General features: G+C 65.9%; 24 protein-coding genes. 7 read left to right on the forward strand and 17 right to left on the reverse strand.

The features are described from left to right. The 9 genes from ACLV8F_RS20830 to ACLV8F_RS20870 form a co-directional block, all read right to left on the reverse strand. On the reverse strand, positions 1–914 hold a 914-nt coding region (locus ACLV8F_RS20830; RefSeq protein ID WP_411886112.1), incomplete at its 3' end, for a glycosyltransferase family 4 protein. After that, the gene (locus ACLV8F_RS20835; RefSeq protein WP_411886113.1) at positions 904–2,013 is read right to left on the reverse strand and encodes an acyltransferase family protein; all 1,110 of its coding nucleotides are present in this window, start codon (positions 2,011–2,013) and stop codon (positions 904–906) included. The genes ACLV8F_RS20835 and ACLV8F_RS20830, both read right to left, overlap by 11 nt. Then, a complete protein-coding gene (locus ACLV8F_RS20840; protein WP_411886114.1) occupies positions 2,010–3,044 on the reverse strand; it encodes a glycosyltransferase family 2 protein in 1,035 nt (344 codons plus the stop codon). Before ACLV8F_RS20840 ends, ACLV8F_RS20835 begins: the two co-directional genes overlap by 4 nt. Before the next feature lie 3 nt (positions 3,045–3,047). Continuing rightward, positions 3,048–4,019, reverse strand: coding sequence for a glycosyltransferase family 2 protein (locus ACLV8F_RS20845; RefSeq protein WP_411886115.1), 972 nt, complete (start codon positions 4,017–4,019; stop codon positions 3,048–3,050). Next, positions 4,016–5,506 (reverse strand): O-antigen ligase family protein, encoded by a 1,491-nt coding sequence (locus ACLV8F_RS20850; protein WP_411886116.1) that lies wholly within the window; start codon positions 5,504–5,506, stop codon positions 4,016–4,018. The genes ACLV8F_RS20845 and ACLV8F_RS20850 overlap by 4 nt, the downstream gene beginning before the upstream one ends. Before the next feature lie 7 nt (positions 5,507–5,513). Then, on the reverse strand, positions 5,514–7,037 hold the full coding sequence (locus tag ACLV8F_RS20855) for a lipopolysaccharide biosynthesis protein (RefSeq protein ID WP_411886117.1): 1,524 nt from the start codon (positions 7,035–7,037) through the stop codon (positions 5,514–5,516). A 2-nt stretch (positions 7,038–7,039) separates the two neighbouring features. Continuing rightward, complete coding sequence (locus ACLV8F_RS20860; protein ID WP_411886118.1) at positions 7,040–7,369, reverse strand: hypothetical protein; 330 nt, start codon at positions 7,367–7,369, stop codon at positions 7,040–7,042. A gap of 412 nt (positions 7,370–7,781) precedes the next feature. After that, positions 7,782–8,894 (reverse strand): UDP-glucose 4-epimerase GalE, encoded by a 1,113-nt coding sequence (gene galE / locus ACLV8F_RS20865; RefSeq protein ID WP_411886119.1) that lies wholly within the window; start codon positions 8,892–8,894, stop codon positions 7,782–7,784. A gap of 399 nt (positions 8,895–9,293) precedes the next feature. Then, entirely contained in the window at positions 9,294–10,325 is a 1,032-nt protein-coding gene (locus tag ACLV8F_RS20870) for a saccharopine dehydrogenase family protein (protein WP_411886120.1), read from the reverse strand. 111 nt (positions 10,326–10,436) lie between these two features. On the opposite strand from ACLV8F_RS20870, the gene ACLV8F_RS20875 reads away from it, so the two are divergent. After that, positions 10,437–11,045, forward strand: a complete 609-nt coding sequence (locus ACLV8F_RS20875) for a TetR/AcrR family transcriptional regulator (RefSeq protein WP_411886121.1) — start codon at positions 10,437–10,439, stop codon at positions 11,043–11,045. Positions 11,046–11,101: 56 nt separating this feature from the next. On the opposite strand, the gene ACLV8F_RS20880 is transcribed toward ACLV8F_RS20875, so the two are convergent. Beyond that, positions 11,102–12,787 (reverse strand): electron transfer flavoprotein-ubiquinone oxidoreductase, encoded by a 1,686-nt coding sequence (locus ACLV8F_RS20880; protein WP_411886122.1) that lies wholly within the window; start codon positions 12,785–12,787, stop codon positions 11,102–11,104. A gap of 126 nt (positions 12,788–12,913) precedes the next feature. Here ACLV8F_RS20880 and ACLV8F_RS20885 point away from each other — a divergent pair, with 126 nt between their 5' ends. From ACLV8F_RS20885 to ACLV8F_RS20900, 4 genes are read left to right on the forward strand one after another with little or no spacing between them, the layout of a single operon-like run. Further along, the gene (locus ACLV8F_RS20885; protein ID WP_411886123.1) at positions 12,914–13,696 is read left to right on the forward strand and encodes an SDR family oxidoreductase; all 783 of its coding nucleotides are present in this window, start codon (positions 12,914–12,916) and stop codon (positions 13,694–13,696) included. Positions 13,697–13,711: 15 nt separating this feature from the next. Then, positions 13,712–14,362, forward strand: a complete 651-nt coding sequence (locus ACLV8F_RS20890; protein ID WP_411886124.1) for a LysE family translocator — start codon at positions 13,712–13,714, stop codon at positions 14,360–14,362. Between the two features lie 10 nt (positions 14,363–14,372). Continuing rightward, positions 14,373–15,275 carry a DMT family transporter gene (locus tag ACLV8F_RS20895; RefSeq protein ID WP_411886125.1) on the forward strand — a complete coding sequence of 301 codons (903 nt, stop codon included), beginning with the start codon at positions 14,373–14,375 and terminating at the stop codon, positions 15,273–15,275. Between the two features lie 14 nt (positions 15,276–15,289). Beyond that, the gene (locus ACLV8F_RS20900) at positions 15,290–15,709 is read left to right on the forward strand and encodes an acyl-CoA thioesterase (RefSeq protein ID WP_411882126.1); all 420 of its coding nucleotides are present in this window, start codon (positions 15,290–15,292) and stop codon (positions 15,707–15,709) included. Positions 15,710–15,766: 57 nt separating this feature from the next. Here the strand turns inward: ACLV8F_RS20900 and ACLV8F_RS20905 are convergent, their stop codons facing one another. From ACLV8F_RS20905 to ACLV8F_RS20915, 3 genes are all read right to left on the reverse strand, one after another. Beyond that, complete coding sequence (locus tag ACLV8F_RS20905; protein ID WP_411886126.1) at positions 15,767–16,675, reverse strand: metal-dependent hydrolase; 909 nt, start codon at positions 16,673–16,675, stop codon at positions 15,767–15,769. A gap of 71 nt (positions 16,676–16,746) precedes the next feature. Beyond that, on the reverse strand, positions 16,747–17,343 hold the full coding sequence (locus ACLV8F_RS20910; protein WP_411886127.1) for a peroxidase-related enzyme: 597 nt from the start codon (positions 17,341–17,343) through the stop codon (positions 16,747–16,749). 792 nt (positions 17,344–18,135) lie between these two features. Then, the gene (locus tag ACLV8F_RS20915) at positions 18,136–19,356 is read right to left on the reverse strand and encodes a polyhydroxyalkanoate depolymerase (RefSeq protein ID WP_411886128.1); all 1,221 of its coding nucleotides are present in this window, start codon (positions 19,354–19,356) and stop codon (positions 18,136–18,138) included. 158 nt (positions 19,357–19,514) lie between these two features. On the opposite strand from ACLV8F_RS20915, the gene ACLV8F_RS20920 reads away from it, so the two are divergent. Beyond that, complete coding sequence (locus ACLV8F_RS20920; RefSeq protein WP_411886129.1) at positions 19,515–20,171, forward strand: glutathione S-transferase; 657 nt, start codon at positions 19,515–19,517, stop codon at positions 20,169–20,171. A gap of 119 nt (positions 20,172–20,290) precedes the next feature. On the opposite strand, the gene ACLV8F_RS20925 is transcribed toward ACLV8F_RS20920, so the two are convergent. Continuing rightward, positions 20,291–20,713, reverse strand: coding sequence for a cupin domain-containing protein (locus ACLV8F_RS20925; RefSeq protein WP_411886130.1), 423 nt, complete (start codon positions 20,711–20,713; stop codon positions 20,291–20,293). A gap of 125 nt (positions 20,714–20,838) precedes the next feature. Here ACLV8F_RS20925 and aroC point away from each other — a divergent pair, with 125 nt between their 5' ends. Then, positions 20,839–21,939 carry a chorismate synthase gene (gene aroC, locus ACLV8F_RS20930; protein WP_411886131.1) on the forward strand — a complete coding sequence of 367 codons (1,101 nt, stop codon included), beginning with the start codon at positions 20,839–20,841 and terminating at the stop codon, positions 21,937–21,939. 10 nt (positions 21,940–21,949) lie between these two features. Here aroC and ACLV8F_RS20935 read toward each other — a convergent pair whose 3' ends face one another. From ACLV8F_RS20935 to ACLV8F_RS20945, 3 genes are read right to left on the reverse strand one after another with little or no spacing between them, the layout of a single operon-like run. Next, the gene (locus ACLV8F_RS20935) at positions 21,950–22,477 is read right to left on the reverse strand and encodes a chromate transporter (RefSeq protein WP_411886132.1); all 528 of its coding nucleotides are present in this window, start codon (positions 22,475–22,477) and stop codon (positions 21,950–21,952) included. Further along, entirely contained in the window at positions 22,474–23,052 is a 579-nt protein-coding gene (locus tag ACLV8F_RS20940; protein ID WP_411886133.1) for a chromate transporter, read from the reverse strand. Before ACLV8F_RS20940 ends, ACLV8F_RS20935 begins: the two co-directional genes overlap by 4 nt. A gap of 12 nt (positions 23,053–23,064) precedes the next feature. Next, on the reverse strand, positions 23,065–23,949 hold the full coding sequence (locus tag ACLV8F_RS20945; RefSeq protein WP_411886134.1) for a DMT family transporter: 885 nt from the start codon (positions 23,947–23,949) through the stop codon (positions 23,065–23,067). Positions 23,950–24,065 lie beyond the last annotated feature (116 nt).

Genomic DNA, 24,065 nt, shown 5'->3' on the forward strand with positions numbered 1-24,065 from the left:
GGGCTGCACACCACGGCAACGCCGTTGGCCAGCGCTTCCAGGATCACCAGCGGCAGGCCTTCGTCATAAGACGGCAAGACCAGCAGGTCGGCGCGCGCCATCAGCCGCGCCACCTGCTGCTGGTCCGACCAGCCGGCAAAACGCACAAAGCTGGCGATGCCCAGTTCCCGTGCCTTGGCTTCATAAGCCTCGACGTCACCGCCGCCGGCCAGGGTCACTTCCAGCTTCTCCGTGTCAAGGCCGGGCAGGGCCAGCGCCTGCAGCAGGTCGGTGACGCCCTTGCGTTCCGACAGGTTGCCCACGAAGAGCACGCGCTGCATGCCGCTGTCTTCGGCCGTGCGCCGCGCGTGGGTGGGTTCGGGAACGCCGTTGATGACGATGTCCACACGCCCGGGCTCCACGTCCAGTTCTTCAATGACGAATTTGCGCGCGGCCGAGCCCAGCACCACGACACTCGCGGGCAAGGAGAACACCCAACGCGTCATGGCTTGCAACGGGCGCGCCAGTGAGTGGTAGAAATGATGCAACTGCGCGGCATGCAGGTGCAGCACCACGGGCACGCCCAGCGCGCGGCAGGTGGCGATGACGGCGCCCTTGCGAAACAGGCTGAGGCGCTCGGCCATGTTCACGTGCACGCCGGCCAGCCGGCCGCTGAACCTGCCGCGTGCGATGCGTGCCAAGGCGGTCGCCAGCACCCACAGCGAATACAGCGCGTTGGCGCCGCCGCGCGTGTCCAGCGGCCGGAGTTCGGCCGCGTCGGCCGAGGCGATGGCGGAGGAAGACGCCTGGGCCTGGATCAGGTAGTCCGCCACCTTGAACATGCCGCCGCCCATGGGCGTCCACGGGCAGGCCATGTAGATGTAGCGGCTTTCGCTTTCGCGGATGGCGGTGCGGGGCAGCGATTCACTTCGCATGGTGGGTACTTTCAGGAATGGGTTTCAAAGGGCTGGGCAGCCTGGGCGCGCCGAACAGGGCGCGCTTGAAGAAGGCGGTCATGGGCCGTTCCAGCCACACGTAAGACAGGCAACCCGCGACGACCACGGCCAGGCCCACGGCCAGGACGATGGCCAGGCTGTCCTGCACGCCCAGGCGCTTGAGCGCCTGCACGCCGGCCGGCACCACAAAGGTGTGAGACAGGTAAATCGAATAGGAGGCATCGCCCAGGAAGGACAGGCGCGAAGCCAGCGGCGCGCGCAGGGTCCAGGGTTCCAGCCAGACCGCGCCCAGCACGACCAGCGCCGCGCCGCAGCCCCAGGTGGCGAAACGGTCGGCCGTGTGGCCCCAGTCGGGCGCGAACATGAAGAGCGCGCCGGCGGCCATCACGATGAGGCCGGCCAGCGGCGCGGCGCGGCGGAAACGCAAATACGCATGGGCGATGCAGACGCCGAGGATGAATTCGAACACGATGGTCTGCGCGTAAAAATTCAGCGCCGTTGAGTCCGGCAGAAAGTAGCCGGCCAGGAACACCACGCCGAAAGCCGCCAGGCAAAAACGTATGCGAGGCGCACCCAGGGCGATGGCCGCGGCAAACACCGCATAAAACAGCATCTCGAAATTCAGCGTCCAGCCGACCGGCAGCGTGGGCTGCACCAGGCCCCAGGGGCTTATTGCGGGAATGAAGAACAGCGAAGCCGCGAGGTGCCCGGGCTCCACCGAGGAACGCGCGGCCAGCGCCGGCATGGCCAGCAGCAAGGCCACCTTGAGCAGGGTGTAGAACCAGTAGAGCGGCGCGATGCGCAGCAGGCGGCGGCGCATGAAGACCCAGGCGGCGCCCAGTTGTGAGGAACGCGCAGGCCCGCCGGCAGGCAGCGACGAAGTCGACATGGCCATGACAAAGCCGCTGATCACAAAAAAGATGTCCACCCCGGCGGAGCCCGCGCCCCAGTAGTGGCTGGGCCCGGCGCCGGTGATGTGGATGGAGATGGCCTGCGTGATGTGCATCACCACGACCAGCATGGCCGCGGCAAAGCGCAGGATCTGCACGCCGGTGAATTGCCGCGTCGCGCCCTTCAATGTGCGGCCTCCTGCGCCGGTTCCTTGAGCACCCGGCTGGCGATGGCCTCGCGCGCGGGGCGCTGGCGCCGCAGCAGGCCGCGCAGCAGGCCGGCGGCGTTGAAGCACCAGGACACGACCGAATACAGCGCCTTGGTGAGGGAGCGCTTGCGCCAGGTCATCAACAGCACGGGCGCGGCGGCGATGGCGCAGAACAAGGCCAGGCGCCAGGAAGCTTCCACCGGCCACAGCGCGACGCTGGCCAGCACCGCCCACCAGCCCAGCACCGCGAGGTAGATGCGCAGCTCGCGCAGGCCCCGCAGCGCCAGCGGCAAGCGCGGCTGGCCGGCCGCGGCGCGCACCAGCTCGCCCAGGCCGCAGATGTAGCGCGTGCGCCAGCGCCGCACCAGCAGGCGGTAGGGTGGCGCGTCGTGGCCGAAGTGGTTGGCGGCATCCAGCGGCAGGCGCCACAGGCGCCAGCCCAGCGCGCGCAGCCGTATCGCCAGGTCGAACTCTTCGTAGCTGTGCAGGTTGCGGTCGGAAAAGTAGCCGGCCGCCTCGATGGCGCTGCGCCGGTACAGGCCGCCGCCGTCCAGCCTGTCGACATGGCCAGGCTGCAGGTGGGCCGAGGCGCGCTCGCCGCGTGCCATGTATTCCAGGCTTTCGGTGTTCTGCTCGACGACGCGGCCGCCCACGCCGGCGACGTCGGGGTGTGTGTCCAGGAAGGCCAGCGCCTGCTCCAGGAAGCCTTCACGCATCTGCATGTCGCCGTCGAGGATGTAGACAAAGTCGCCGCGCGAATGCTGGTAGCCCAGTTGCGGGCCGGCGCCGCAGCAGCGCTCTTCGGGGTTGGCCAGCTGCACGATGCGTATCGGGTAGGCGCCGGCGAGTTCCACCGTGCGGTCGCTCGAGTACGAATCCGCGAGTATCACTTCACCGCCGACGGCGGCAACGGCGCGCAGCGCGCTTTCCACGGTCGCTTCAATGCGCTTTTCTTCGTTGAGCGCCTTGATGACGACCGAGACGCGGCAAGGGGAAGGTATGGGGTTCATTTTTTATCCTGCCTCCGCGGGGCTGGCGGCGGGCAGCGTGCGGCGCAGGCGCCACTGCTGCCAGTTCCTGACCAGCGGACCCGGCATGAAAAGCACCATGGCGGCGGTCAGCCACCAGCGTTTGCCACCGGCCGCGCGGCGGGCCTTGAGCAGCCAGGCCCAGCCTTCGCGGCGCTTGCCGGCAGCCAGGGCCTGGCGCGCCAGCGTGAGCTCGTACTGCGCCGCCAGCCACAGCGCGGAGCCGCGCCGCGCGGGCGGCATGGCGCCCGACAGCGCGCGCTGCCGCATGCGCTCGAGGAAAGGCGGCATGGCCAGCGCGGCATGGCCGCTGCTGAGGCTGCCTTCAACCGCAAGCCGGTAGGCCATCAGCGGCGCATGCGCCAGCGCGACCGGCGCCTGTTCCGCGAGGCGAAACCACAGGTCCAGGTCTTCGCCGTGCGATTCGCCGGGTGGAAAGCAGGGCTGCATCCGCAGCAGGCGCGCGCGCCGCACCGAGACGGCGCTGGTGCACAGCGTGGGGGAGGCCATCCAGCGCCGCGGCAGGTCGGTGATGACTTCAATGTCGGGCGCGGCCGGCATCTCGGGCCAGCGCGGCGGCCACATGGCCAGGGTGTCGGGCACCGGCAGGTAATCGGTGGCGACGGTATCGGCCTCGGGGCAGCGCGCCTGGGCCCACAGCAGTGTCGTGAGGTAGTTGGGGTGGTGCCAGTCGTCGGCATCGAGAAAAGCCACCCACTCACCGCGCGCCAGCGCGATGCCGTGGTTGCGCGCCGCGGACACGCCGGCATTGGCCTGGCGCACCAGGCGCACGCGCGGGTCGGTGACAAAGCCCACGAGTTCGGCGCCGCCGTCGGTGGAGCCGTCGTCGACGACGATCACTTCAAAGTCGGCGAAGCTTTGCGCCAGCACCGAATCCAGCGTGCCGCTGATGTAGGGCGCCTTGTTGTACAGCGGGATGACGATGGAAAATTTCATGGACTGAGCCGGGCGGTGGCCAGGGGATTTTTGGGGTCACTGGAAAAAGCGGATGCGGCGCGAGGCACGGGCGGCGCGTGCGCCGGCCGGCGCCTGCGCTCACGCGCTTCGCGCGCGGCGGCGGCCAGCGTCATCAGCAGCAGCACGTGGGCGATGAGTTCGGGCCCGTAGCCGAACAGCAGCAGCGGCACTTCGCTGATGGCGCGCAGCGCCAGCGCCACAAACAGCGCCAGCGTGAGGCCGCCGCTGGCGCGCGCATAACGGATGGACAGCACCAGCAGCACCAGCGCATACAGCACCAGCGCGGCGGCGCCCACGCTACCCGAGCGCGACAGCGTGTCCATGAACTGGTTGTGCGCGTGGGTCGCATTGGGCATGCCTATGGCTTCGCGAAAGCTGGCGTCCCACAGGGTGGGCCCGTAGCCGAACACCGGGTTGCGCTGCCATTCGTCGTAGGCGATGGCCCAGATCTGGTCGCGCCCCGTCATGGAGGCGAGCTGCGCGCCCTGGGCGCTGTCGAAGAAGCTGCTCAGGCGCGCATCGACCTCGCCGAACATCAGCAGCGCGGCGATACCGACAACGGCGGCCATGAAGGCCAGCACGGTGACGATGCCAAATTCGGGCCGCACCGGGTCGCTGACGCGGCGCATGAAGCCGGGGCCCCGGCGCACGACGAGGATGCAGGCCGAGCACAGCACAAATGAAATCCAGGCCGTTTTCGATTGCGCGAGGAACAGCACCCCCAGGCCCATGGCCCAGGCCGCGCGGTTCAGCCACACGCGCTGCACAGGCCGCGCAAGCAGGCACAGCAGGCCCAGCTGCGCCAGCATGCCCAGCGACACCGCATGCGGGGCCAGGCCCGCCAAGCGGGGCACGCCGGGCAGCAGGCCCTGGGTGTAAGAGGCGTCCATCACCAGGCTGGGCTTGAAGGGCACCAGCAGCAGGCCGGCGGCCATGAAGAGCAGCAGCGCATTGCGCGTCGCGGTGAAGGCCAGGTCGCGCTCGGTGGACGTGGCCAGCACGGCGGCGAAGCCGATCACCAGCGGGTAGACGTAGTCGTGCGAGATATGCGGGTTGGCGCCCAGCAGGGCGGGCGCGGCCACGGTGCCCGCCCAGAACAGGATAAAGGCCACCAGCAGCGCGGAGGGCGCCTGCGCGGCCTTGTCGCGGCGTATCCAGTGCGTGATCAGGCGCTCGCCGGCCAGCGTGAGCAGCAGCAGAGAGGCCAGCGGCTGCGCCAGCGAAACCAGCGGATGGCGCACCAGCACCACCACCTGGTCGAAATTGGTGTTGCTGCTGGAAAGGTCGCGGCCCGACAGGAAGTTGGCCAGGGCCACCACCAGCAGGATGGCGTAGAAGATCAGGTGCATATAACCGTGCGCGCGGCGCGAGGTCACGTGGACCGCGCCCGCCATGCCCAGCGCGGCCGTGAGCGCCGCGAGGATGGCGCCGGCGACGAGCACGGAGATCATGACGGTCTGTTCCATGCCGGCCTTATGAACCCTGTTCGCCCAGCGTGGCGGGCAGGGCGGAAGAAGATGTGGCCGGGCGGCGCAGGAATTTCGCGAGGCCGGGCACAAAGCGGACCACCATGTCGGAGGTGTCCGGGCCCAGCAGTTGCGGCCGCAGGAGCAGCAGCGCGGCAGGCAACACCGCGGCCGCCAGCGAGCCGGCCGCCAGCGACAGCACGGGGATGTCAAACCCGGCCACCGCATGCTGCCCGGCGAGCACGCCCGCAATGCAGAGCGCACTCAGGACCAAGCCGCGCAAGGCGTCGGGCAGCAAGGCCGTTGCGCGAAGATTCAGCGCGCGGAAGGCTGCAATGGCGGTGACGGCCGCGCGCAGCACGAGCAAGCCGCCCGCAACAGCGGCGGCCACATGGATGCCCTGGCCGGCCAGCAGGTAAAAAGCCAGCGCGCCGATAACGACCAGCGGCAGTTGCAGCGCGAACTCGTAGTGCTTGCGCCCGGTGTTCCACAGCACCGGCGTCGACAGGCCCCAGATCACATAGGCCGGCATGCACAGGAACAGCGTGCCCAGCACCCAGGCCGCGTCGGCCCAGGCCGGGCCGTAGAGCACGCGCACGATGTCGCGCGATACAAAGGCCAGCGTGACAAAAGCCGGCAGCGCCAGCACGACGATGGTGGCCAGCATCTGCAGGTAGGCGCGGCCCAGGCGGGGCAAGTCGTTTTGCAGGCGGGCGCCTGCCGCCAGAAAGGCTGGCTGCAGCGCGCCCAGCAGCAGCGTGTTGGGCATGGTGGCCAGGTTGTAGGCCACGTTGTAAAGACCCAGGGCCTGCGCGTTGAGCAGGCGCCCTATCAGCACGCGGTCCAGGTTGTTGAGCAGCCAGTTGACGATGTTGGTGAAGAACACCGTGCGACCGGTGCCGACGGCCGAACGCGCACCGGCATACCAGAGCAGCGGGCGCATCGCATGCGGCTTGAGCGCATAACTGGCCGCGAACTGCACGGCGGATTGCACCAGCCATGCCGCCACCAGCGAGGCTTCGCCCTGGCCCATCAGCGCCATGGGCAGGCCCACCGCGATATAGCCCGCGGCGTAGCTGCCCACCTGCACCAGGCCCACGGCGCGGAAGTTGAGGTCGCGCTGCAGCAAATAGGTGGCGGGCGCGGCGGCGGCGCTCAGCAGGCAGGCCAGTGACAGCCATTCGATGACGGCCTGCGCGCGCGGCTCGCGGAAATACACCGCGAGCAGGGGCGCCAACAGGTAGACGGCGAGCATGGTCGCCAGGCCCACGATGAGTTGCCAGGTCCAGGCAAAGCGCACGTCTTCGTCGCTGAGGTCTTCGCGTTGCAGCAGGCTCCAGCTGAAACCGAAGCCCGAGACGAAGGTGGCGAAGGTCAGCACCACCATGCCGATGGCGAACACACCGAAGATGTCCGGCCCCAGCGTGCGCGCCAGTACCACCTGGGCCATCAGCTGCAGCACGAAGCGGGCGAGCGTGGAGGCCGCGCTCCACTTCACCGCCGCGACGCCGGGCCGGCCCAGGCCGCTCATGCTCAGGGCCTTCCCGCCTTGTAGCGCCGCACGGCGATCACGCCCATCAGCACCAACGTGGCCAGCAGCATGCCGTAGGAACGCCAGCCGGACGCGTCCGCATCCCCGTCATCGGGCGCGAAGGCCGGTTGCGGGTTGGGGCGGATGTTGGGGCTGTAGACCGCGCGGACCTTGACCGTCTCGGTGTCGGCCTGCATCTTCATGCGCGGGGATTTATCGGCCATGGCCGCTTTGGGGGCAAGGGGTGGCGGCTGGTCGGAGGCGACGGAGTAAGCCGACGCTGAAGCCATTGCGGTGGCCAGCACGGCGGTGGTTATGAGGGCTTTAGGCATGAATTTCTCCTCTGTCAAAGCAGGAGACAAGTGTGTTGTGCAGTGCAGCAATCGGCAATAGTCCGAACGGCTCATGGCTTAGGGCCTGTGAACGCTATTTATGCAAGATGCGTTGCGAGTCAAAAAGGCCTTGAGCAAGGCGCAAAACGCAGGCGGGGTAATCCCCGTCAAGGCTTTGCAACGCCGCGCAAGGCCTTTTTGATCGCAACCCGGAGGGAAGGGGGTTAAAACGGCGCCACTCCGCGTTGCGCTCCTAGCCCAGACTCCCGGTCTGGGCGTCGTCGCGCGCCTTGATTGGCGCCGTTTTAACCCCATTCGCATTTGCATAAATAGCGTTCACAGGCCCTAGTTTGTGCTGGTGAAAGCAGATGTGTTTTCTTCCCATCGGCAACGGGTTTTGCTGAAAGGTGAATCAGGCGCTGACCGCCGGCCGGATGGGTCCGTTCTGACTATTGCGCACAGGCAGCGGTGCATGCATGGCGGGGCTGGCGGACAAGGTCCGGTAGCCGTCGGGGTTGCGCTGCTGCCAGTGCCAGGCGTCGCGGCACATGTCGTCGATGCCGCGCGTGGCACGCCAGCCCAGCACCTTGCCGGCCAGCGACACGTCGGCGAAATACTGCGCCACGTCGCCCGCGCGCCGAGGCGCGAATTCAAACGGGACGGGCCGGCCGCTCGCACGCTCGAAGGCGCGCACCACGCCCAGCACGCTGGTGCCTTCGCCGGTGCCGAGGTTGACGGTAAAGCTCTCGCCGTTTTCCAGCAGGGCCTGCACGGCGGCCACATGGCCGGCGGCCAGGTCTGCCACATGCAGGTAATCGCGCACGCCGGTGCCGTCGGGCGTGGCGTAGTCGCTGCCGAAGACCTGCAGCCGCGCGCGTTTGCCCACGGCCACCTGGGTCACAAAAGGCATCAGGTTGTTGGGGATGCCGTTGGGGTCTTCGCCGATCAGGCCGCTGGGGTGCGCGCCCACCGGGTTGAAATAACGCAGCACGCCGGTGCGCCACGACGGGTCCGACGCGCGCAGCGAAGCCAGGATGTTTTCACACATGAGCTTGCTCTCGGCATACGGGCTTTCGGGCGCGCAGGGAAAACGTTCATCAATCGGCACGCTGGCCGGGTCGCCATACACCGTGGCGCTGGAGGAAAACACCACCGAGCGGCACGCGGTGGTCACGGCCATCGCGTCCAGCAGGCTGAGCAGGCCGCTCACGTTGTTGCGGTAGTACATGAGCGGCTGCTGCACGCTTTCACCGACGGCCTTGAAGCCGGCGAAATGCACGGCCGCGACGCAGCGGTGGCGGCGCAGCACCCCGGCGACAAAGGCGGTGTCCAGCACATTGCCTTTTTCACAGGGCACACGCCGGCCCGTCAGTTGCTCGAGCCGCTCCAGCACGGCCGGGTGGCTGTTGGAAAAATCGTCGAGGATGACCGGCTGGTAGCCGGCCTCCACCAAGGCGACAAAGGTATGGCTGCCGATGTAGCCGGCACCGCCGGTAAGCAGCACGCTGGGATTTTTTTCTGTCATGTGTTGGGTCAAGAAAGCTGCGATGCAGCGGGTTGTCGAAGAGCGGCAACTGATGAAGCGCTGTGGTGAATCGCGCAGGCATCGCCGCAATTCACGCGTGGTGTGCCGGGTCAGTGTGGGAATTTCTTCAGGGTCTTCAGCACTGGGCGAGAGATCTCAGGGTAAACCCCGTGCAGCCGCAGTGAAGCGCGACTGCGGTTTAAAGCGTGTCGAATCGTTCGGTAAGTACTTGTGAGCGAAGCACGCAAACCGCCTGTTGGCGGGGTGTTTGGCGTGCATGTGCCGCATGCGCGGGATGTTCCACGCCGGACAGAAAGTCACAAAGGTTTCGATGGCCTGACGTGCAGTCGATCGAGCGGCGCCGGCCGCGTCAGCATTTCAGGACGCTTGAAGCAGAACTCAGCGCATTTCCACGCGAAGATGCTCGGGAGACAGCGATGCCAGAAAGTCCCGCGCGTCAAATGCCTCGCCCGCAGTAAAAACACCCGCTGTTTTGACTTGGCCGCCCACGACCCGGGCCATCGCTTCCACAACCAGTGGTGCGGTGAAGGCATAAATGTCCCGCCCGCCGGCGCTGGCGCGGCGTTCCTCGCCGCCCCGGCGTGCCAGCACCTCCACGACAAAGGTTTGCGATGAGCGGCCGCTGTCGTCGCTGGCCACAGGCGCACTGTGGTCCGGCGCTGTCAGGTCTTTGACGGCCGTGGCTGTCATGTAGGAACGGATCTCGGGCGTCTTCAGGTGGCGCGAAATCGTCACGGTGTCGGCCATGGTGAATTCCGCGATGACAGTCTGCTTGCCCAGGGGCGCGGAAAATGTCCATTCGGTGGTGGGCGCTGCTCCCGTGACGTAGGCGATTTCCCCGTTGGCGAAAACAACGCGGCGGCCGTCACGCCGCTGCCGGGACACCTGCCCCGCAACCAAAGTCCCGGTGGTCGGCTTCCAGCTGTCCAGCCCGTAAGCGATGGAAATTTCATCGGCAGTAGTCCAGTCACCCATGGCCGCGGTCGCCAGCAGGTCGCCGAGCCCGCCGAAGAAGGCCATGGCGTGCACCACCACAATGCCTGCGTCCCGCGCGCGGCCTGCGAAAAGATTGAAGGTGTCGATGTTGGCTTCTATTTCCGCCGCGACGTCGAGGTAGGGGATGCGCGCGCGAATGGCGGCTTCTATCAGCGGCGCGGAGGTGCTGGCAAAGGGGCCTGCGCAGTTGATGACGGCCACTGCGCCTGCCAGCGCGCGATCGAGCGACGCGGGCTCGTCGACCGAGGCTGGGCGCACCTCAAGCCCAGGGTGTTCCGCTCCGAAGGCACTCAGCTTTGCGGCGTCGCGTCCCGAGAGCATGGGCGTCCAGCCTCTGCGGAGCAACTCCGAAACCACAAAGCGCCCGGTGTGCCCATAGGCGCCGTACACGGCCACTGCTTTATTTGACGTCATCATGAAATTCCTTTGCTGGAGCCATCCGCCGCAAAACGCTACAGATCTGTACTCTTTTGAATGAATGTACAGTACAGATCTGTAGCGTGTCAACAAGCCAGAGGAAATTCAATGAAAAAGAGCACTGCGACGGCCATCCCGGTCGTTGATGAACGCGCACCGAGCGTGCGCGAACGCATACTGGAAACCGCTGCGGCGCTGTTCTACCAGGAGGGCGTGCGGGCCGTCGGCGTCGACCTGGTGGTTGAACGCTCCGGCGTCGCCAAGACCAGCCTCTACCGGCATTTCGCGACCAAGGACGATCTGGTGGTCGCATTCATGGAGCAGGAAGACGCCGAATATTGGCGCGACTGGGACAGCGTCGCGGCACAGGCGAAAGGCGATGCCGAGGTTGAACTCCGGGCGCACCTGCGCTGGATCGCCGAGCACATCGCCGCACCCATGTACCGCGGCTGCGCCTTTCTCAATGTGGCGACCGAATTTCCCGCGCCAGACCATCCCGCCCGCGCGGTCGCCGTCAGGAACAAACTCGAATTGCACCGCCGCCTTGGCGTGCTGGCAAAAGAGATGGGCGTGCGCAAGCCCGGCGAGCTGGCCGACCAGCTTTTGCTGCTGATCGACGGCGCGTACATGAACGGCCCGCTGCTCGGCAAGAAAGGGCCGGTGAATTCGCTGGTGGCGGCCGGGGCTGCCCTGATGCTTGCCGCGCCGCGCCGCTAAAAAGAAAAAAGCCCTTCCCGGAAAGAGAAGGGCTTTTGAGCGAAGGCCTGGGTTGTTTACATACCGGCGTAGTTCGGCCCGCCGCCGCCTTCCGGCGTGACCCAGACGATGTTTTGCGTCGGGTCCTTGATGTCGCAGGTCTTGCAGTGCACGCAGTTCTGCGCGTTGATCTGAAGGCGGTCGGAGTTGTCGGGGTTTTTGACGAACTCGTAAACGCCGGCCGGGCAGTAGCGGCTTTCGGGGCCGGCGTATTTCGCCAGGTTGATGTTGACCGGCACGCTCGCGTCTTTCAGCGTCAGGTGCGCGGGCTGGTGTTCTTCGTGGTTGGTGTTGGACACAAAGACCGAACTCAGGCGGTCGAAGGTGATCTTGTTGTCGGGCTTGGGGTACACGATGGGCGTGCACTCGGCCGCGGGCTTGAGCTTGGCGTAGTCGGGCACGCTGTTGTGGATGGTCCAGGGCGGGCTCTTGATGCCCAGCCTCGGCAGCAGCCAGTGCTCGATGCCGGTCATGAAGGCGCCGACGTAGAGGCCCTTCTTGAACCAGGACTTGAAGTTGCGCGACTGGTTCAATTCCGCAGCGAGCCAGCTCTTCGAATAAGCCTCGGGGTAGGCGGCCAGCTCGTCGTGGTGGCGGCCGGCGGTGACGGCCTCATAGGCGGCTTCGGCGGCCAGCATGCCGGACTTGATGGCCGCGTGGCTGCCCTTGATGCGCGCGGCATTGAGGTAGCCGGCTTCGCAGCCGATCAGCGCACCCCCCGGGAACACGGTCTTGGGCAGGCTCAGCGCGCCGCCCGCGGTGATGGCGCGCGCGCCGTAGCTGATGCGCTTGCCGCCTTCGAGGTAGGCCTTGATGCTGGGATGCGTCTTCCAGCGCTGCATCTCTTCAAACGGGCTGAGGTAAGGGTTGCTGTAGTCCAGGCCGGTGACCATGCCCAGCGTGACCTTGTTGTCCTCGAGGTGGTACATAAAGCCGCCGCCGTAGGTCTGGCTGTCCATGGGCCAGCCGGCGGTGTGTATCACCAGGCCCGGCCTGTGTTTGGCCGGGTCGATTTCCCAGAGTTCCTTCACGCCGAGTGCGTAGCCCTGCGGGTCGCGGCCTTCGTCGAGCTTGAAGCGGTTGATCAGCTGGCGGCCCAGGTGGCCGCGCGCGCCTTCGGCGAACACGGTGTATTTGCCGTGCAGCTCCATGCCGAGCTGGAAGTTGCCGGTGGGCTCGCCGTCCTTGCCGACGCCGAGGTTGCCGGTGGCCACGCCCTTGACCGAGCCATCCTCGTTGTAGAGCACTTCAGCCGCCGCGAAGCCCGGAAAGATTTCAACGCCGAGGTTCTCGGCCTGCTGCGCCAGCCAGCGCACCACGTTGCCCAGGCTGATGACGTAGTTGCCTTCGTTGTGAAAGCAGTCGGGCACAAAAAAGGCCGGTGTCTTGATGGCGCTTTTTTCGCTGAGGAAAAGCACCTCGTCGGCGGTGACGGGCTGGTTCAGCGGCGCGCCCTGGGCTTTCCAGTCGGGCAGCAGTTCGGTCAGCGCCTTCGGGTCCATCACCGCGCCCGACAGGATGTGCGCGCCGGGCTCGGAGCCTTTTTCAAGCACCACGACGGAAAGCTCGGTGCCCTTTTCGGCCGCCAGCTGTTTCAGTCGGATCGCGGTGGCCAGGCCGCCGGGGCCGCCGCCCACCACGACCACGTCGTATTCCATCGCCTCACGGGGGCCGAACTGGGCCAGAATTTCTTGGGTATTCATCGGGGGACTCGCTGATAATGATTTTCAGGAAGATTGTCGGGTCTCTCGCCGGATTTTAAGTCGCGAATGCGGCGATACGAACGGTCGTTCTCTTTTGTGCGTTTTAAATAAAGAGAGGAGCCTCTAATGGCTTACAGCATTGATTTGTCGGGGCGTGTCGCCCTCGTGACCGGCGCATCGGGCGGGCTGGGCGCCCAGTTCGCCAAAACACTGAGCCGCGCCGGCGCGGCGGTGGTGCTGGCCAGCCGCAGGCTGGACAAGCTCAAGGACCTGCGCGCGCAGATCGAGGCGGCCGGCGGCGACGCGCATGTGGTCGAGCTCGACGTGACCGACCACGCCAGCATCAAGGCCGGTGTGGCCCATGCCGAAACCGAGGTCGGCCCCATCGACATCCTGGTGAACAACTCGGGTGTGAGCACCACGCAGCGCCTGCAGGACGTGGGCGAGGACGACTACGACTTCATCTTCAACACCAACGTGAAGGGCGCCTTCTTTGTGGCGCAGGAAGTCGGCAAGCGCATGCTGGCCCGCGCGCGCGGCGCCGCGCCGGGCAGTTTCGCCGGCGCGCGCATCGTCAACATCGCCTCCATGGCCGGGCTGCGTGTGCTGCCGCAAATCGGCGTGTACTGCATGAGCAAGGCGGCGGTGGTGCAGATGACCAAAGCCATGGCGCTGGAGTGGGGCAAGTTCGGCATCAACGTCAACGCGATCTGCCCCGGCTATATTGACACCGAGATCAACCACCACCACTGGGAAACCGAACAGGGCAAGAAACTGGTGCAGATGCTGCCGCGCAAGCGCATCGGCAAGCCGCAGGACCTGGACGCGCTGCTGGTGATGCTGGCCAGCGGTGAAAGCCACTTCGTCAATGGGGCTGTCATAGCAGCGGATGACGGCTTCGGCGTTTGAATTTCTGGAGAAGACATGATGGATTCCGTCGTCCCTTACCTCGGCCCGATAGGCCTGATCTTTCTGGCCTTGCTCGCGGGCGTGATCAGCCCCGGCCCCAGCTTTGTGCAGGTGGCGCGCATCGCCGTCTCGCGCTCGCGCGCGGACGGCCTGGCTGCCGCCGTGGGCATGGGCCTGGGCGCGCTGGTGTTCGCCATGCTGGCGCTGGCCGGCTTGCAGGCGCTGCTGGCGGCCTTGCCCGGTGTGTATATGGCGCTCAAGGTCGTGGGCGGGCTCTACCTGATGTGGATTGCCGTGCAGATATGGCGTGGCGCGCGCCAGCCGCTGGAGATGGGCGGCGACGACAAAGAGGCTTCGCGCCGCACGGTGCCGCAATCGTTTCGCCAGGGCCTGGTTACGCAGCTGAGCAATCCCAAGATCGTGGTCGTTTACAGCAGCGTGTTCGCGGCGCTGCTGCCCGCGCAGTTTCCCTTGCCGGCCGCCATGCTGGTGCTGGCCGGTGTACTGGTGATGGAGACTGGCTGGTACGCCGTGGTCGCGGTGGTGCTGTCCTCGTCCGTGCCGCGCGCGGCCTATTTGCGCAGCAAGGCCGTGGTGGACCGCACGGCCGCCGGCGCGATGGGTCTGCTCGGGCTGCGCCTGGTTGCTACCGCGCACACCGCCTGATGCCTGGTAAATGCTGACCGGCATTCTGGCCGGGCTCGCGGCGGGCGCGCTGTGGGGCCTGGTGTTTGTGGCGCCGCGCATGCTTGAGATGGGCGCGGGCGGCTATTCCTCCATCGACCTCACGGCCGGGCGCTTTGCCGTCTACGGTGTGATGGCCGCGGCGGTGATGCTGGTGGGATTGCGCAGCCGCAGGCTGCCCACGCTGCGCCAGGCCGGGGCTGCGCTCTTCATGAGCATCCTGGGTTTCAGCGGCTACTACCTGCTGCTGGTGCTGGCCATACGCGATGCCGGCACCGAAGTGCCTTCGCTGGTCATCGGCACCATCCCGATCTGGGTCATGCTGCTGGGCAAGCCGCAGGGCCTGCGCTGGGCGGCGCTGCTGCCGGGGCTGGCGCTCACGCTGGCCGGGCTGGCGCTCATGATGGGGTCCACGCACGAGGCCGGCCAGGGCACGGCGCTGCATTTCTGGCGCGGCATGCTGTTCGTGTCGGCCTCGCTGGTTTGCTGGACGGCGTTTGCGATCCTCAACTCCGCCTGGCTCAAGCGCCACCCCGAAGTCAACGCCACAGACTGGGCCAACTGGCTGGGCGTGGCCACCGGGCTGGGCGCGCTGCTGATGTGGCTGGTTGCGGGGTCGGACGCCGGCGTGCTGGCCGCGCGTGCCGACCGCGGGACGTTTCTGCTGCTCTGCGTGGTGGCCGGCGTGGGCTCGACCTGGCTGGCCACCATCTTGTGGAACCTGGCCAGCCAGCGGCTCAGCGCCAGCCTGTGCGGGCAGCTGATCGTGAGCGAAACCATTTTTGCCTTGCTGTATTCCTTTGCCTGGGACGGCCGCTGGCCCACCCTGGTGCAACTCGCCGCCTGCGTGCTGTTCACGCTGGGCATTCTTGCCTCCATCAGGGCGCATCGTTAGGTGCGGCATCCATCATGAAGATCGAAATCCCCGAGAAGAAAAAGCTGGTCCATGAGATGGTCATCCCCATCCGCTGGGGCGACATGGACGCGATGGGCCACCTCAACAACGGCAGCTACTTCCGCTACCTGGAAACCATACGCATAGACTGGATGTACGCGATAGGCTGCCGCCCCGACCCGCGCGGCGAAGGCCCGGTCATCGTCAACGCGTTCTGCAATTTCTACAAACAGCTTGAATACCCGGGCGACGTGCTGATGAAGATGTATGTCAGCGACCCGGGTCGTAGCACTTTTGAAAGCTGGGCGACGATGGAGCGCACCGATGCGCCGGGTGTGGTCTGCGCGGCGGGTGGCGCCACCACGATCTGGGTGGATTTTCCGGCGCAGAAGTCACGGCCGCTGCCGGACTGGATGCGCAAGATCGTCGAGTAAGCGCCCGAAAAAACTCTTACTCCCTCTCCCAGAGGGAGAGGGGGTCAACAAGAGGTCTCAGCGAACCACGCGAAAGCTGTCCGCGTGTTCTTTCAACCAGCGTTGCGCAAGGCCGCGCGTCTGCTGCCCGGGCTCTGCAAACGCTTCCTGGTCCGGGTGGAAATCGCGCCTGAAGTAGGCCAGCAGGGGTTTGGTGCAATGCCAGACCGCGCCGTTGCGGCCCCAGAAGAATTTGGCCGCGCTCCACCAGGTGCCGGGTTTGAACAGCGTGCCGTCGTGCCAGAGGTTGAGCACCGTCTGGCAGGTCGAATCGACGCTGAACACGAACACCGCATAGAGGTACCAGCGTATGCGCCAGCGGTAGCTGCCCTTGAGCGCCTGGTAAAGGTCGTAGGCCACGGCGCGGTGCTCGGTCTCCTCGGCCGCATGCCAGCGCCAGAGGGTTTGCATTTTCGGCTCGGCAATGTCCAGCGTGTCGTTGTGGCGCAGCAGGTAGTCGGCCAGCACCGCCGTGAGGTGTTCGTACGCGGCTGTCACCGCGAGGAAGTGGATGGGTAGCGCGCCTCTTTCTTTCGCATCGGCGATGCGCGCCGTGGCCCAGTGCTGCCAGCGGTTGACCAGGCCCTGCGTTTCCAGGTGTGCGTTGTAGAGCGCGTGGATATGGCGGTGTGTGGCCTCCTGGCCGATGAACTGCGCCGTGGCCTCATGCAGCAAGGCATGTTCGGGCGTGCGGGGCAGCAGCGCGGCGCAGTCGCGCACGGCGTCGATAAAGGACTGCTCGCCGACCGGAAAACTCATCGACAAGGCGTTGTGGTACTGGCTCAGGAAGGCATCGCCGCCGTACCAGTGGCGATCAAAGCCCCGGCCCAGGTCTATCTCCAGCTTGCGCACGGTCAGGCCCGAGGGGTTGGCCGATGCGGCGTTGGGCACGGCTGCCGCGATGGGATGTGTGGCGGTCGAGGTCATGAAGTCCTGGTTCAAGTCAAGTCAAGCCATGGGCATTATTCAGTTTTGCCGGACGTCTTACAAGCACTTCGTCAGGCCGGTTTGGGCGGCTTGGGCACGCGGCCCATCAGGTAGAACTCGGGATTGGGCTGCATGTCGCTGAAGCTGGCCATGCGGTTCGACAGGCCGAAGAACGCCGTGATCGCCGCGATGTCCCAGGCGTCTTCGTCGTCAAAGCCGTGGGGGTAGAGCGCCTCGAAGTCGGCGTCTTCAATCCGGTCGGCCTGCAGGCAGACCTTCATCGCGAAGTCCAGCATGGCGCGCTGGCGCGGCGTGATGTCGGCCTTGCGGTAATTCACCGCCACCTGGTCCGCCACCAGCGGCTTCTTTTCATAAATCCGCAGGATGGCGCCATGCGCGACCACACAATAGAGGCAGTTGTTGGCCGCGCTCGTCGCGGTGACGATCATCTCGCGTTCGCCCTTGGTCAGCGTCCCGTTGGGGTTGGAGCCTTCTTCCTTGAGCATCAACGCATCGTGGTACGCAAAGAAGGCGCGCCATTCTGCCGGGCGGCGCGCCAGTGCGAGGAACACGTTGGGGATGAAGCCGGCTTTTTCCTGGACTTCGAGGATTTTGGCTTTGATGTCGGAGGGGAGGGTGTTGATGTCTGGGGTTGGGTAGCGGATCATTTTGTCTCTCTTTCTTTATTTGTTCGGGTGCTGGGGTAATGATACGGGTGAGGGGCCGGGTCTTGCGCCGGCTTGCGCGCTGCCTCTGTGCTCTTTGCTGAGGGCGGCTGGCCGGGGTCGCCCGGCATGCGACTCACTTTTTTTGCTTCGCCAAAAAAAGTAAGCAAAAAAAGGCGACCCTGGTTCCTGCGTCCCCTGCGCTTCGCTCCGGGGCAACCTGCGGTGCTCGGTCCAGCCGGGGTCAAAAACAACTCGCCTTCGGCTCAAACAAGTTTTTGCCCTGATCCGTCTGGCCCTCCGCTCCTCGGCGCATCCACAAGGGGTGGGAGCGGGGAGGAGAAATGCCAAACAGCCGAAGACGGAAACCCGAATACCTGAAGAAACAAGGACTCGCCGTGGCGAGTCCTTGTTTGTCCCCGCTCCCGTTCCCGATTGCCCCTTGTGGATGCGCCGAGGAGCGCAGGTTCAGGCGGATCAGGGATCGCGTTGTTTGAGCGGAGTGAAACGCAGCGAGTTTAGCGAGACCCCGCCTGAACCGAGCACCGCAGGTTGCCCCGGAGCGAAGCGAAGGGACGCAGGAGCCAGGGTCGCCTTTTCTTTGGTGACTTTGGTGTTCGCGTAACTTCGCTGCGCGAAGTGAGCGAGCCCCGCGCGCGTAGCGCGCCTTTTGGCGAACAAAAGAAAACCCGCTTTGCGGGTTTCGCTAAAGTTACTGGCCGCCGGGCCACTCCCGGTCAGCAAGCCTATGCAAAGGGCAAGGGCGCGAAAGCCGGCGCAAGACCCGGCGAACTCCTACCCCATACTCGCGTGGATCATCTCCCTCACCCGTGGATAAATCTGCTGATTCCACTTGCGCCCGCTGAACACCCCATAGTGCCCCACACCCGTCTGCACATGGTGCGTCTTCATATACGGCCGTATGCCGGTACATAAATCCTGCGCCGCAACCGTCTGCCCGACGGCACAGATGTCGTCACGTTCACCCTCCACCGTCATCAGCGCCGTGCGCCGGATCGCGGCGGGCTTGACGATGCGGCCGCGGTAGCTGAGTTTTCCGAGCGGCAGGTCGTAGGTCTGGAACACCTTCTCGACGGTCTCCAGGTAGAACTCGGCGGGCAGGTCGTTGACGGCCAGGTACTCGTCGTAGAACACGCGGATGACGTTGGCTTTTTCCACGTCGCCTTCGAGCAGGTGCTGGTACATGTCCCGGAAGGATTTTTTGTGCCGCTCCAGGTTCATGCTCAGAAAAGCGCTCAGCTGCACAAAGCCGGGGTACACGCGCCGCATGTAACCCGCGTGCGGCAACGGCACGTGGCTGATCAGGTTTTTCTCGAACCATTCAATCGGCTTGCTGGTGGCCAGGGTGTTCACGCCGGTCGGGTTCACGCGGCAGTCGACCGGGCCGGCCATCAGGGTCAGGCTGCGCGGCTGGGCCGGGTCGTCGTCTTCGGCCATGACGGCCGCGGCCGCCAGCGCCGCCACGCAGGGCTGGCACACCGCCACCACATGCGTGCCCGGGCCTATCGCCTGGGTGAAACGGATCATGTGGTCGATGTAGTCGTCCAGCGCAAACGCGCCGTGGCGCAGCGGCACGTCGCGCGCGTTGTGCCAGTCGGTGATGTAGACGTCGTGGTCCTGCAGCAGCGTGCGCACGGTCTCACGCAGCAGCGTGGCGAAGTGGCCCGACAGCGGGGCCACCAGCAGCACCGGCGGCTGGTAGGGCAGGTCGGCGGGCGTTTCCTTTTTGAAGCGCAGCAAGGTGCCGAAGGGCATGGTGAGCACGGCCTCCTCGGTCACGGCGAGTTCGCGCTCACCCGACTTCACCGAGGTGATGCCGTAGGCCGGGCGTGAGTGCGTCAGCCGCAGGCGCGAAAACACTTCCATCGACGCGGAAAACTTGCGCAGCAGGCTGCCATCGGTTTCGCCCAGCCAGAGCGCCGCGCTGCCGCCCTGCGCCAGCAGGCGAAGCGGGGACATCAGGTCGGACTGGAGTTGGTAGGCCTGGTAAAGCATGGGTTTCCTGGCTTGATTCGGGCTTGTGGCCCCGGTAACCAGGATGCAGGCAAGTTACGGGCCAGTCGCCGCCTGGGGCCTTCGCTGGCACAAGGCTTGCGGAGGTTTTGCCAGCCCCGGCCGGCGGGGACCCACTTTGCGGTTCAAGGAGCAATCTCATGGCCAAGGCAGTCCTGACGATCAGCAGCAAAAACTACGGCGCCTGGGCGCTGCGCGGCTGGCTGCTGGCGAAGTTTGCCGGGCTGGAATTCACCGAAAAAGTGATCTCCCCCGACGACCCGGCCATGAAAGCCGAAATGCTGCTGCTGTCGTCCAGCATGCTGGTGCCCTCGCTGCAGCACAACGGCGTCAAGGTCTGGGACACGCTGGCGATTGCCGAATACCTCAATGAAATCAAGCCCAAGGCGCAGTTGCTGCCGGCCGACATCAAGGTCCGCGCGCATTGCCGCGCGGTCTGCGGCGAAATGCATTCGGGCTTTGCCTCGCTGCGCGCCGCGCTGCCCATGAACATCAAGGCCCATTTTTCGAACTTCAAGGTCTGGTCGCGCGCGCAGGCCGACATCGACCGCGTGCTCGAAATCTGGAAGGAATGCCTGGGTTCTTACGGCGGGCCTTACCTGTTCGGCAAGGAGCTGTCGGTGGCGGATGCGATGTATGCGCCTGTTGTTACCCGCTTCCTGACTTATGACGTGGTGCAGGACAAGGCTTGCACGGCTTATTGCAAGCGGGTGATGGAGTTGCCGGCTATGAAGGAGTGGGTGGCTGCGGCCAAGAAGGAGCCGGATGATATTGATGAACTTGATGCTGAATTTTGAACACCCCGTCCAGGCTCACTGCGTGTGGCCTGTTCCCCCCTTGCAGGGGGCGACACCTGCGGCCCGGCAAAGCCGGATCCGCGCTGTCACTGAAATAAGGCGGCCCCGTCAGAGGGCGGTTATTTCCACGGCGTGGGAGGCGGGATGTCGCAGACCGGGTCGACGTCAATCGACTTGAAATCCGCCGGTCCGACGATTTCCAGGTATTCCATGTCGGGGGAGTAGTCGAACAGGAAATGTTTGATGCCCGGCCGCTGGTGCACCACGTCGCCGGCTTCGACCAGGGTTTCCTTGTCTTCGTACATGAAGCGGGCCCAGCCCTTGACCATGATGACGATCTGGAAATCCGCCTCATGACGGTGCCATCCCGTGCCTGTTTCTGGTGCCATGTTCGCCTTGACAAGGTGCGCGATCACCTTGCCGTTGGTCGCGTCGGCGATGCCGAGGTCGCGGTACAGGAAAAAATCGCGCAAACCGCCGGAAACAAACTGCGTGTCGCCGGGCTTGACGTGGGAAAACTTGGTCGCGGTGCGGTCCAGCATGGGGTGCTCCTGTTCAATCAAGACATCCAGATCGGGATTGGTGCAGTGCAACAAGCAGGAAATGTTCCAGAGCCTGCCGCGATGCCCAGGCAAAGGCCGCCCACGCCCTCGGGGATAATCCCCCCATGAGCGGAAATACCCTAGGCACCCTATTCGCAGTCACCAACTTTGGTGAATCCCACGGCCCGGCCATTGGCTGCGTGATTGACGGCTGCCCGCCGGGTATGGAATTGAGCGAGGCTGACATCCAGGCCGACCTGGATCGCCGCCGGCCCGGCACCAGCCGCCACGTCACCCAGCGCAACGAGCCCGATGCCGTCGAAATCCTCTCCGGTGTTTACCAGGGCAAGACCACGGGCACGCCGATCTGCCTGCTGATTCGCAACACCGATCAGCGCAGCAAGGACTACAGCAACATCCTGGAGACCTTCCGCCCCGGCCACGCCGACTACGCCTACCTGCACAAATACGGCCTGCGCGACCCGCGCGGCGGTGGCCGCTCGTCGGCGCGGCTGACGGCGCCCACGGTGGCGGCGGGCGCGGTCGCCAAAAAATGGCTGGCCGAAAAATACGGCACGGTGTTTCGCGGTTGCATGACGCAGGTCGGCGATGAAGTCATCCCGTTTGAGTCCTGGGAGCATGTGCCGAACAACCCCTTCTTCGCGCCGGTGGCCGATGTGTCCAGGCTGGAAGACTATATGGACGCCTTGCGCAAGGCCGGCGACTCCTGCGGCGCGCGTATCCGCGTGACGGCTTCGGGTGTGCCGGTCGGCCTGGGTGAGCCCCTGTATGACAAGCTGGACGCCGACATTGCCTTTGCCATGATGGGCATCAATGCGGTCAAGGGTGTGGAGATGGGCGCGGGTTTTGCCAGCGTCACGCAGCGCGGCACCACGCATGGCGATTCGCTGACGCCCGAAGGTTTCCTCTCGAACAACGCCGGCGGTGTGCTGGGCGGCATCAGCACGGGGCAAGACCTGGAAGTCTCGATTGCCATCAAGCCGACCAGTTCCATCATCACGCCGCGCCAGTCCATCGACACGGCGGGCAACCCGGCCGAAGTGGTGACCAAGGGCCGCCACGACCCCTGCGTGGGCATACGCGCCACGCCGATTGCCGAAGCGCTGCTGGCGCTGGTGGTGATGGAGCATGCGCTGCGCCAGCGCGCGCAGAACGCCGACGTGGTGGTCGGCACACCGGACATCATGGCCCGGCACAGAAGCTGACCGGCGCCCGTCAGGGCATCACAAGCAAAAACAGGGCGCCGCCCAAAGCCAGCATCAGCAGCGGGCTGACGCGCGTCCACATCAGCACCAGCGTGGAAAGCGCCGCCACCGACCAGGCCCAGATACCGCCCTCGGCCGCGCGCAGCACCGTGCAGGACGCAGCCAGAATCATCCCGGCGGCGACCGGCGCAAGCCCGGACTCCATGGCGCGCGTGACCTTGTGCGTGCGGTAGCGCGACCAGACCGTCGCCAGGCCATACACCAGGATAGAGCTGGGCACAAAAATCGCGGCGGACACGGCCAAAGCACCCCACACCCCCGCCACCTGCCAACCCACCAGAGTGACCAGCAGCGCGCCCGGCCCGGGCGTCAGGCGCGACAGCGCGAACAGGTCGAGGAATTGGCCGTCGCTCATCCAGCCGTGCACGCTGACGGACTGCCGGTGGACGTCCGCGACGATGCTCTGGCCGCCGCCCACGGTCAGGAAAGACAGCGGCACAAACACCGCCAGCAGGTCGCCCAGCAGTTTCAGGTTCATGGCGGTGTGTCCTCTACAACATCATGGCCGATGCGCCGCCAGGCCAGGGCGATGGACAGCGGCGCCATGACGCCCACGACCCACAGCAGGGGCAGGCGCCAGATGAAGATGGCCGCGAAGGTGGCGGCCAGCACCAGCGCCTGGGCCACACTTTTTGCGGCATGGCGCGCGGCGCGCAGGCTGGTCTGCAGCGACAGGCCCACCGCCGCGGCCGCCACGCCGGCAAGAACAAGATGGACCCGGTGGGAATTGCCCACGGTGGAAAACACGGATGCCAGCAGGATGGCCACCACCATGGGCCCTAGCACAATGCCCAGCGCCGACGCCAGCGCACCCGGCCCGCCGCGCAAACGGTAGCCTATCCAGATGGCCAGGTTCACCACGTTGACGCCGGGAAAGGCCTGCGCCAGCGCCAGGCCGCCCAGGAATTCCTGCTCGGTCAGCCAGGCGCGCTGCTGGACGAATTCGCGCATCATCCAGCCGCTGAGGCCACCGCCAAAACTCGTCAAGCCGATTTTGGAGAAGGCCAAAAACAGGGTGCGCAGCCGGGGCGCTTCAGGGGGCGATGGCGACATGGCTGAAGGCCCTCAGGGCTCCGGCGGCGCGGCCCGGAAGGGGTTGAAGCCCGTGATCAGCGCGGTGGCCGACAGCACCAGCACGCAGCCGGGCAGCATGCTGGCCGTGACCGGCTCGCCGAGGAACAGGCCGCCCCAGGTCACGCCGAACAGCGGGATCATGAAGGCCGCCGAGGTGGTGGCGCTGGCCGGGATTTCGCGCATCAGCCGCATGCTGATCCAGTACATAAAACCCGAGGTCAGCGTGCCCAGCACCGTGACCGCCGCCACCGCGCCCGGCGTCAGGACAGCAGAGGGCGCGGCGATGCCGCCGGGTATCACCAGGATCAGCGCCGCCGCCACGTGCACCACGGCCGACGAGGGCAGCGGTGAATACGCCATGGTGGCGCGTTTCATCAGGATGGCGCCAAAACCGTAGCTGGCCGATGCGGCCACGCAGGCCAGCGCCGCCAGCACCACCGTGGGCGTGACGGCGACGGGCCCCAGCTGCACCAGCAGCGCGACGCCGGCAAAACCGACCGCGCAGCCCAGCAGGCGGACCCGCGTGAGTTTTTCTTCGCCGGCCAGCGCGGCGGCCATCACGCCGAAGAGCGGCGCGGTGGCATTGAGCACCGCCGAGTAGCCCGAGGGAATGATCAGCGCCGCCCAGTTGAACAGCACAAAGGGAATCACCACCGACAGCATGCTCAGCAGCGCCAGGCGCGGCCAGGCGCTGCGCGGCGGCCACTTGTCGTGCAGCGTGCTCATCAGCAGGCTGAGCACGATCGCGGCCAGGGTGCAGCGGGTGGCGGCCACCACCCAGGGGCCGAGGGCCGGGCTGGCGATACGCAGGAGGGGAAATGATGCGCCCCAGAGGGCGGACATGGCGATGAGCTGGAGGAAGTGTCGGGTTTGCATGAAACGCCGCGCGGGCGGCAATGAAAAGCGGCGATGGGAGGTGGCTTGATTGTGCAAGATTCGGCCGGAATCTGCAGCGGCCGCAAGGCTTGGCTGGGGTGCAGCCGCGAATCTTT

It is taken from the genome of Polaromonas sp. YR568, from assembly GCF_943369675.1.
Taxonomy (GTDB): Bacteria; Pseudomonadota; Gammaproteobacteria; order Burkholderiales; family Burkholderiaceae_C; genus Polaromonas.

Coding starts and splice junctions, on each gene's coding strand:
- ACLV8F_RS20860 (WP_411886118.1), bottom strand. CDS start 7,369: ATGCCTAAAGCCCTCATAACCACCGCCGTGCTGGCCACCGCAATGGCT.
- ACLV8F_RS20940 (WP_411886133.1), bottom strand. CDS start 23,052: ATGTCGCCATCGCCCCCTGAAGCGCCCCGGCTGCGCACCCTGTTTTTG.
- ACLV8F_RS20875 (WP_411886121.1), top strand. CDS start 10,437: ATGAAAAAGAGCACTGCGACGGCCATCCCGGTCGTTGATGAACGCGCA.
- ACLV8F_RS20855 (WP_411886117.1), bottom strand. CDS start 7,037: ATGAGCGGCCTGGGCCGGCCCGGCGTCGCGGCGGTGAAGTGGAGCGCG.
- ACLV8F_RS20900 (WP_411882126.1), top strand. CDS start 15,290: ATGAAGATCGAAATCCCCGAGAAGAAAAAGCTGGTCCATGAGATGGTC.
- aroC (WP_411886131.1), top strand. CDS start 20,839: ATGAGCGGAAATACCCTAGGCACCCTATTCGCAGTCACCAACTTTGGT.
- ACLV8F_RS20910 (WP_411886127.1), bottom strand. CDS start 17,343: ATGATCCGCTACCCAACCCCAGACATCAACACCCTCCCCTCCGACATC.
- ACLV8F_RS20890 (WP_411886124.1), top strand. CDS start 13,712: ATGATGGATTCCGTCGTCCCTTACCTCGGCCCGATAGGCCTGATCTTT.
- ACLV8F_RS20935 (WP_411886132.1), bottom strand. CDS start 22,477: ATGAACCTGAAACTGCTGGGCGACCTGCTGGCGGTGTTTGTGCCGCTG.
- galE (WP_411886119.1), bottom strand. CDS start 8,894: ATGACAGAAAAAAATCCCAGCGTGCTGCTTACCGGCGGTGCCGGCTAC.
- ACLV8F_RS20885 (WP_411886123.1), top strand. CDS start 12,914: ATGGCTTACAGCATTGATTTGTCGGGGCGTGTCGCCCTCGTGACCGGC.
- ACLV8F_RS20850 (WP_411886116.1), bottom strand. CDS start 5,506: ATGGAACAGACCGTCATGATCTCCGTGCTCGTCGCCGGCGCCATCCTC.
- ACLV8F_RS20915 (WP_411886128.1), bottom strand. CDS start 19,356: ATGCTTTACCAGGCCTACCAACTCCAGTCCGACCTGATGTCCCCGCTT.
- ACLV8F_RS20880 (WP_411886122.1), bottom strand. CDS start 12,787: ATGAATACCCAAGAAATTCTGGCCCAGTTCGGCCCCCGTGAGGCGATG.
- ACLV8F_RS20845 (WP_411886115.1), bottom strand. CDS start 4,019: ATGAAATTTTCCATCGTCATCCCGCTGTACAACAAGGCGCCCTACATC.
- ACLV8F_RS20925 (WP_411886130.1), bottom strand. CDS start 20,713: ATGCTGGACCGCACCGCGACCAAGTTTTCCCACGTCAAGCCCGGCGAC.
- ACLV8F_RS20895 (WP_411886125.1), top strand. CDS start 14,373: ATGCTGACCGGCATTCTGGCCGGGCTCGCGGCGGGCGCGCTGTGGGGC.
- ACLV8F_RS20840 (WP_411886114.1), bottom strand. CDS start 3,044: ATGAACCCCATACCTTCCCCTTGCCGCGTCTCGGTCGTCATCAAGGCG.
- ACLV8F_RS20920 (WP_411886129.1), top strand. CDS start 19,515: ATGGCCAAGGCAGTCCTGACGATCAGCAGCAAAAACTACGGCGCCTGG.
- ACLV8F_RS20870 (WP_411886120.1), bottom strand. CDS start 10,325: ATGACGTCAAATAAAGCAGTGGCCGTGTACGGCGCCTATGGGCACACC.
- ACLV8F_RS20945 (WP_411886134.1), bottom strand. CDS start 23,949: ATGCAAACCCGACACTTCCTCCAGCTCATCGCCATGTCCGCCCTCTGG.
- ACLV8F_RS20905 (WP_411886126.1), bottom strand. CDS start 16,675: ATGACCTCGACCGCCACACATCCCATCGCGGCAGCCGTGCCCAACGCC.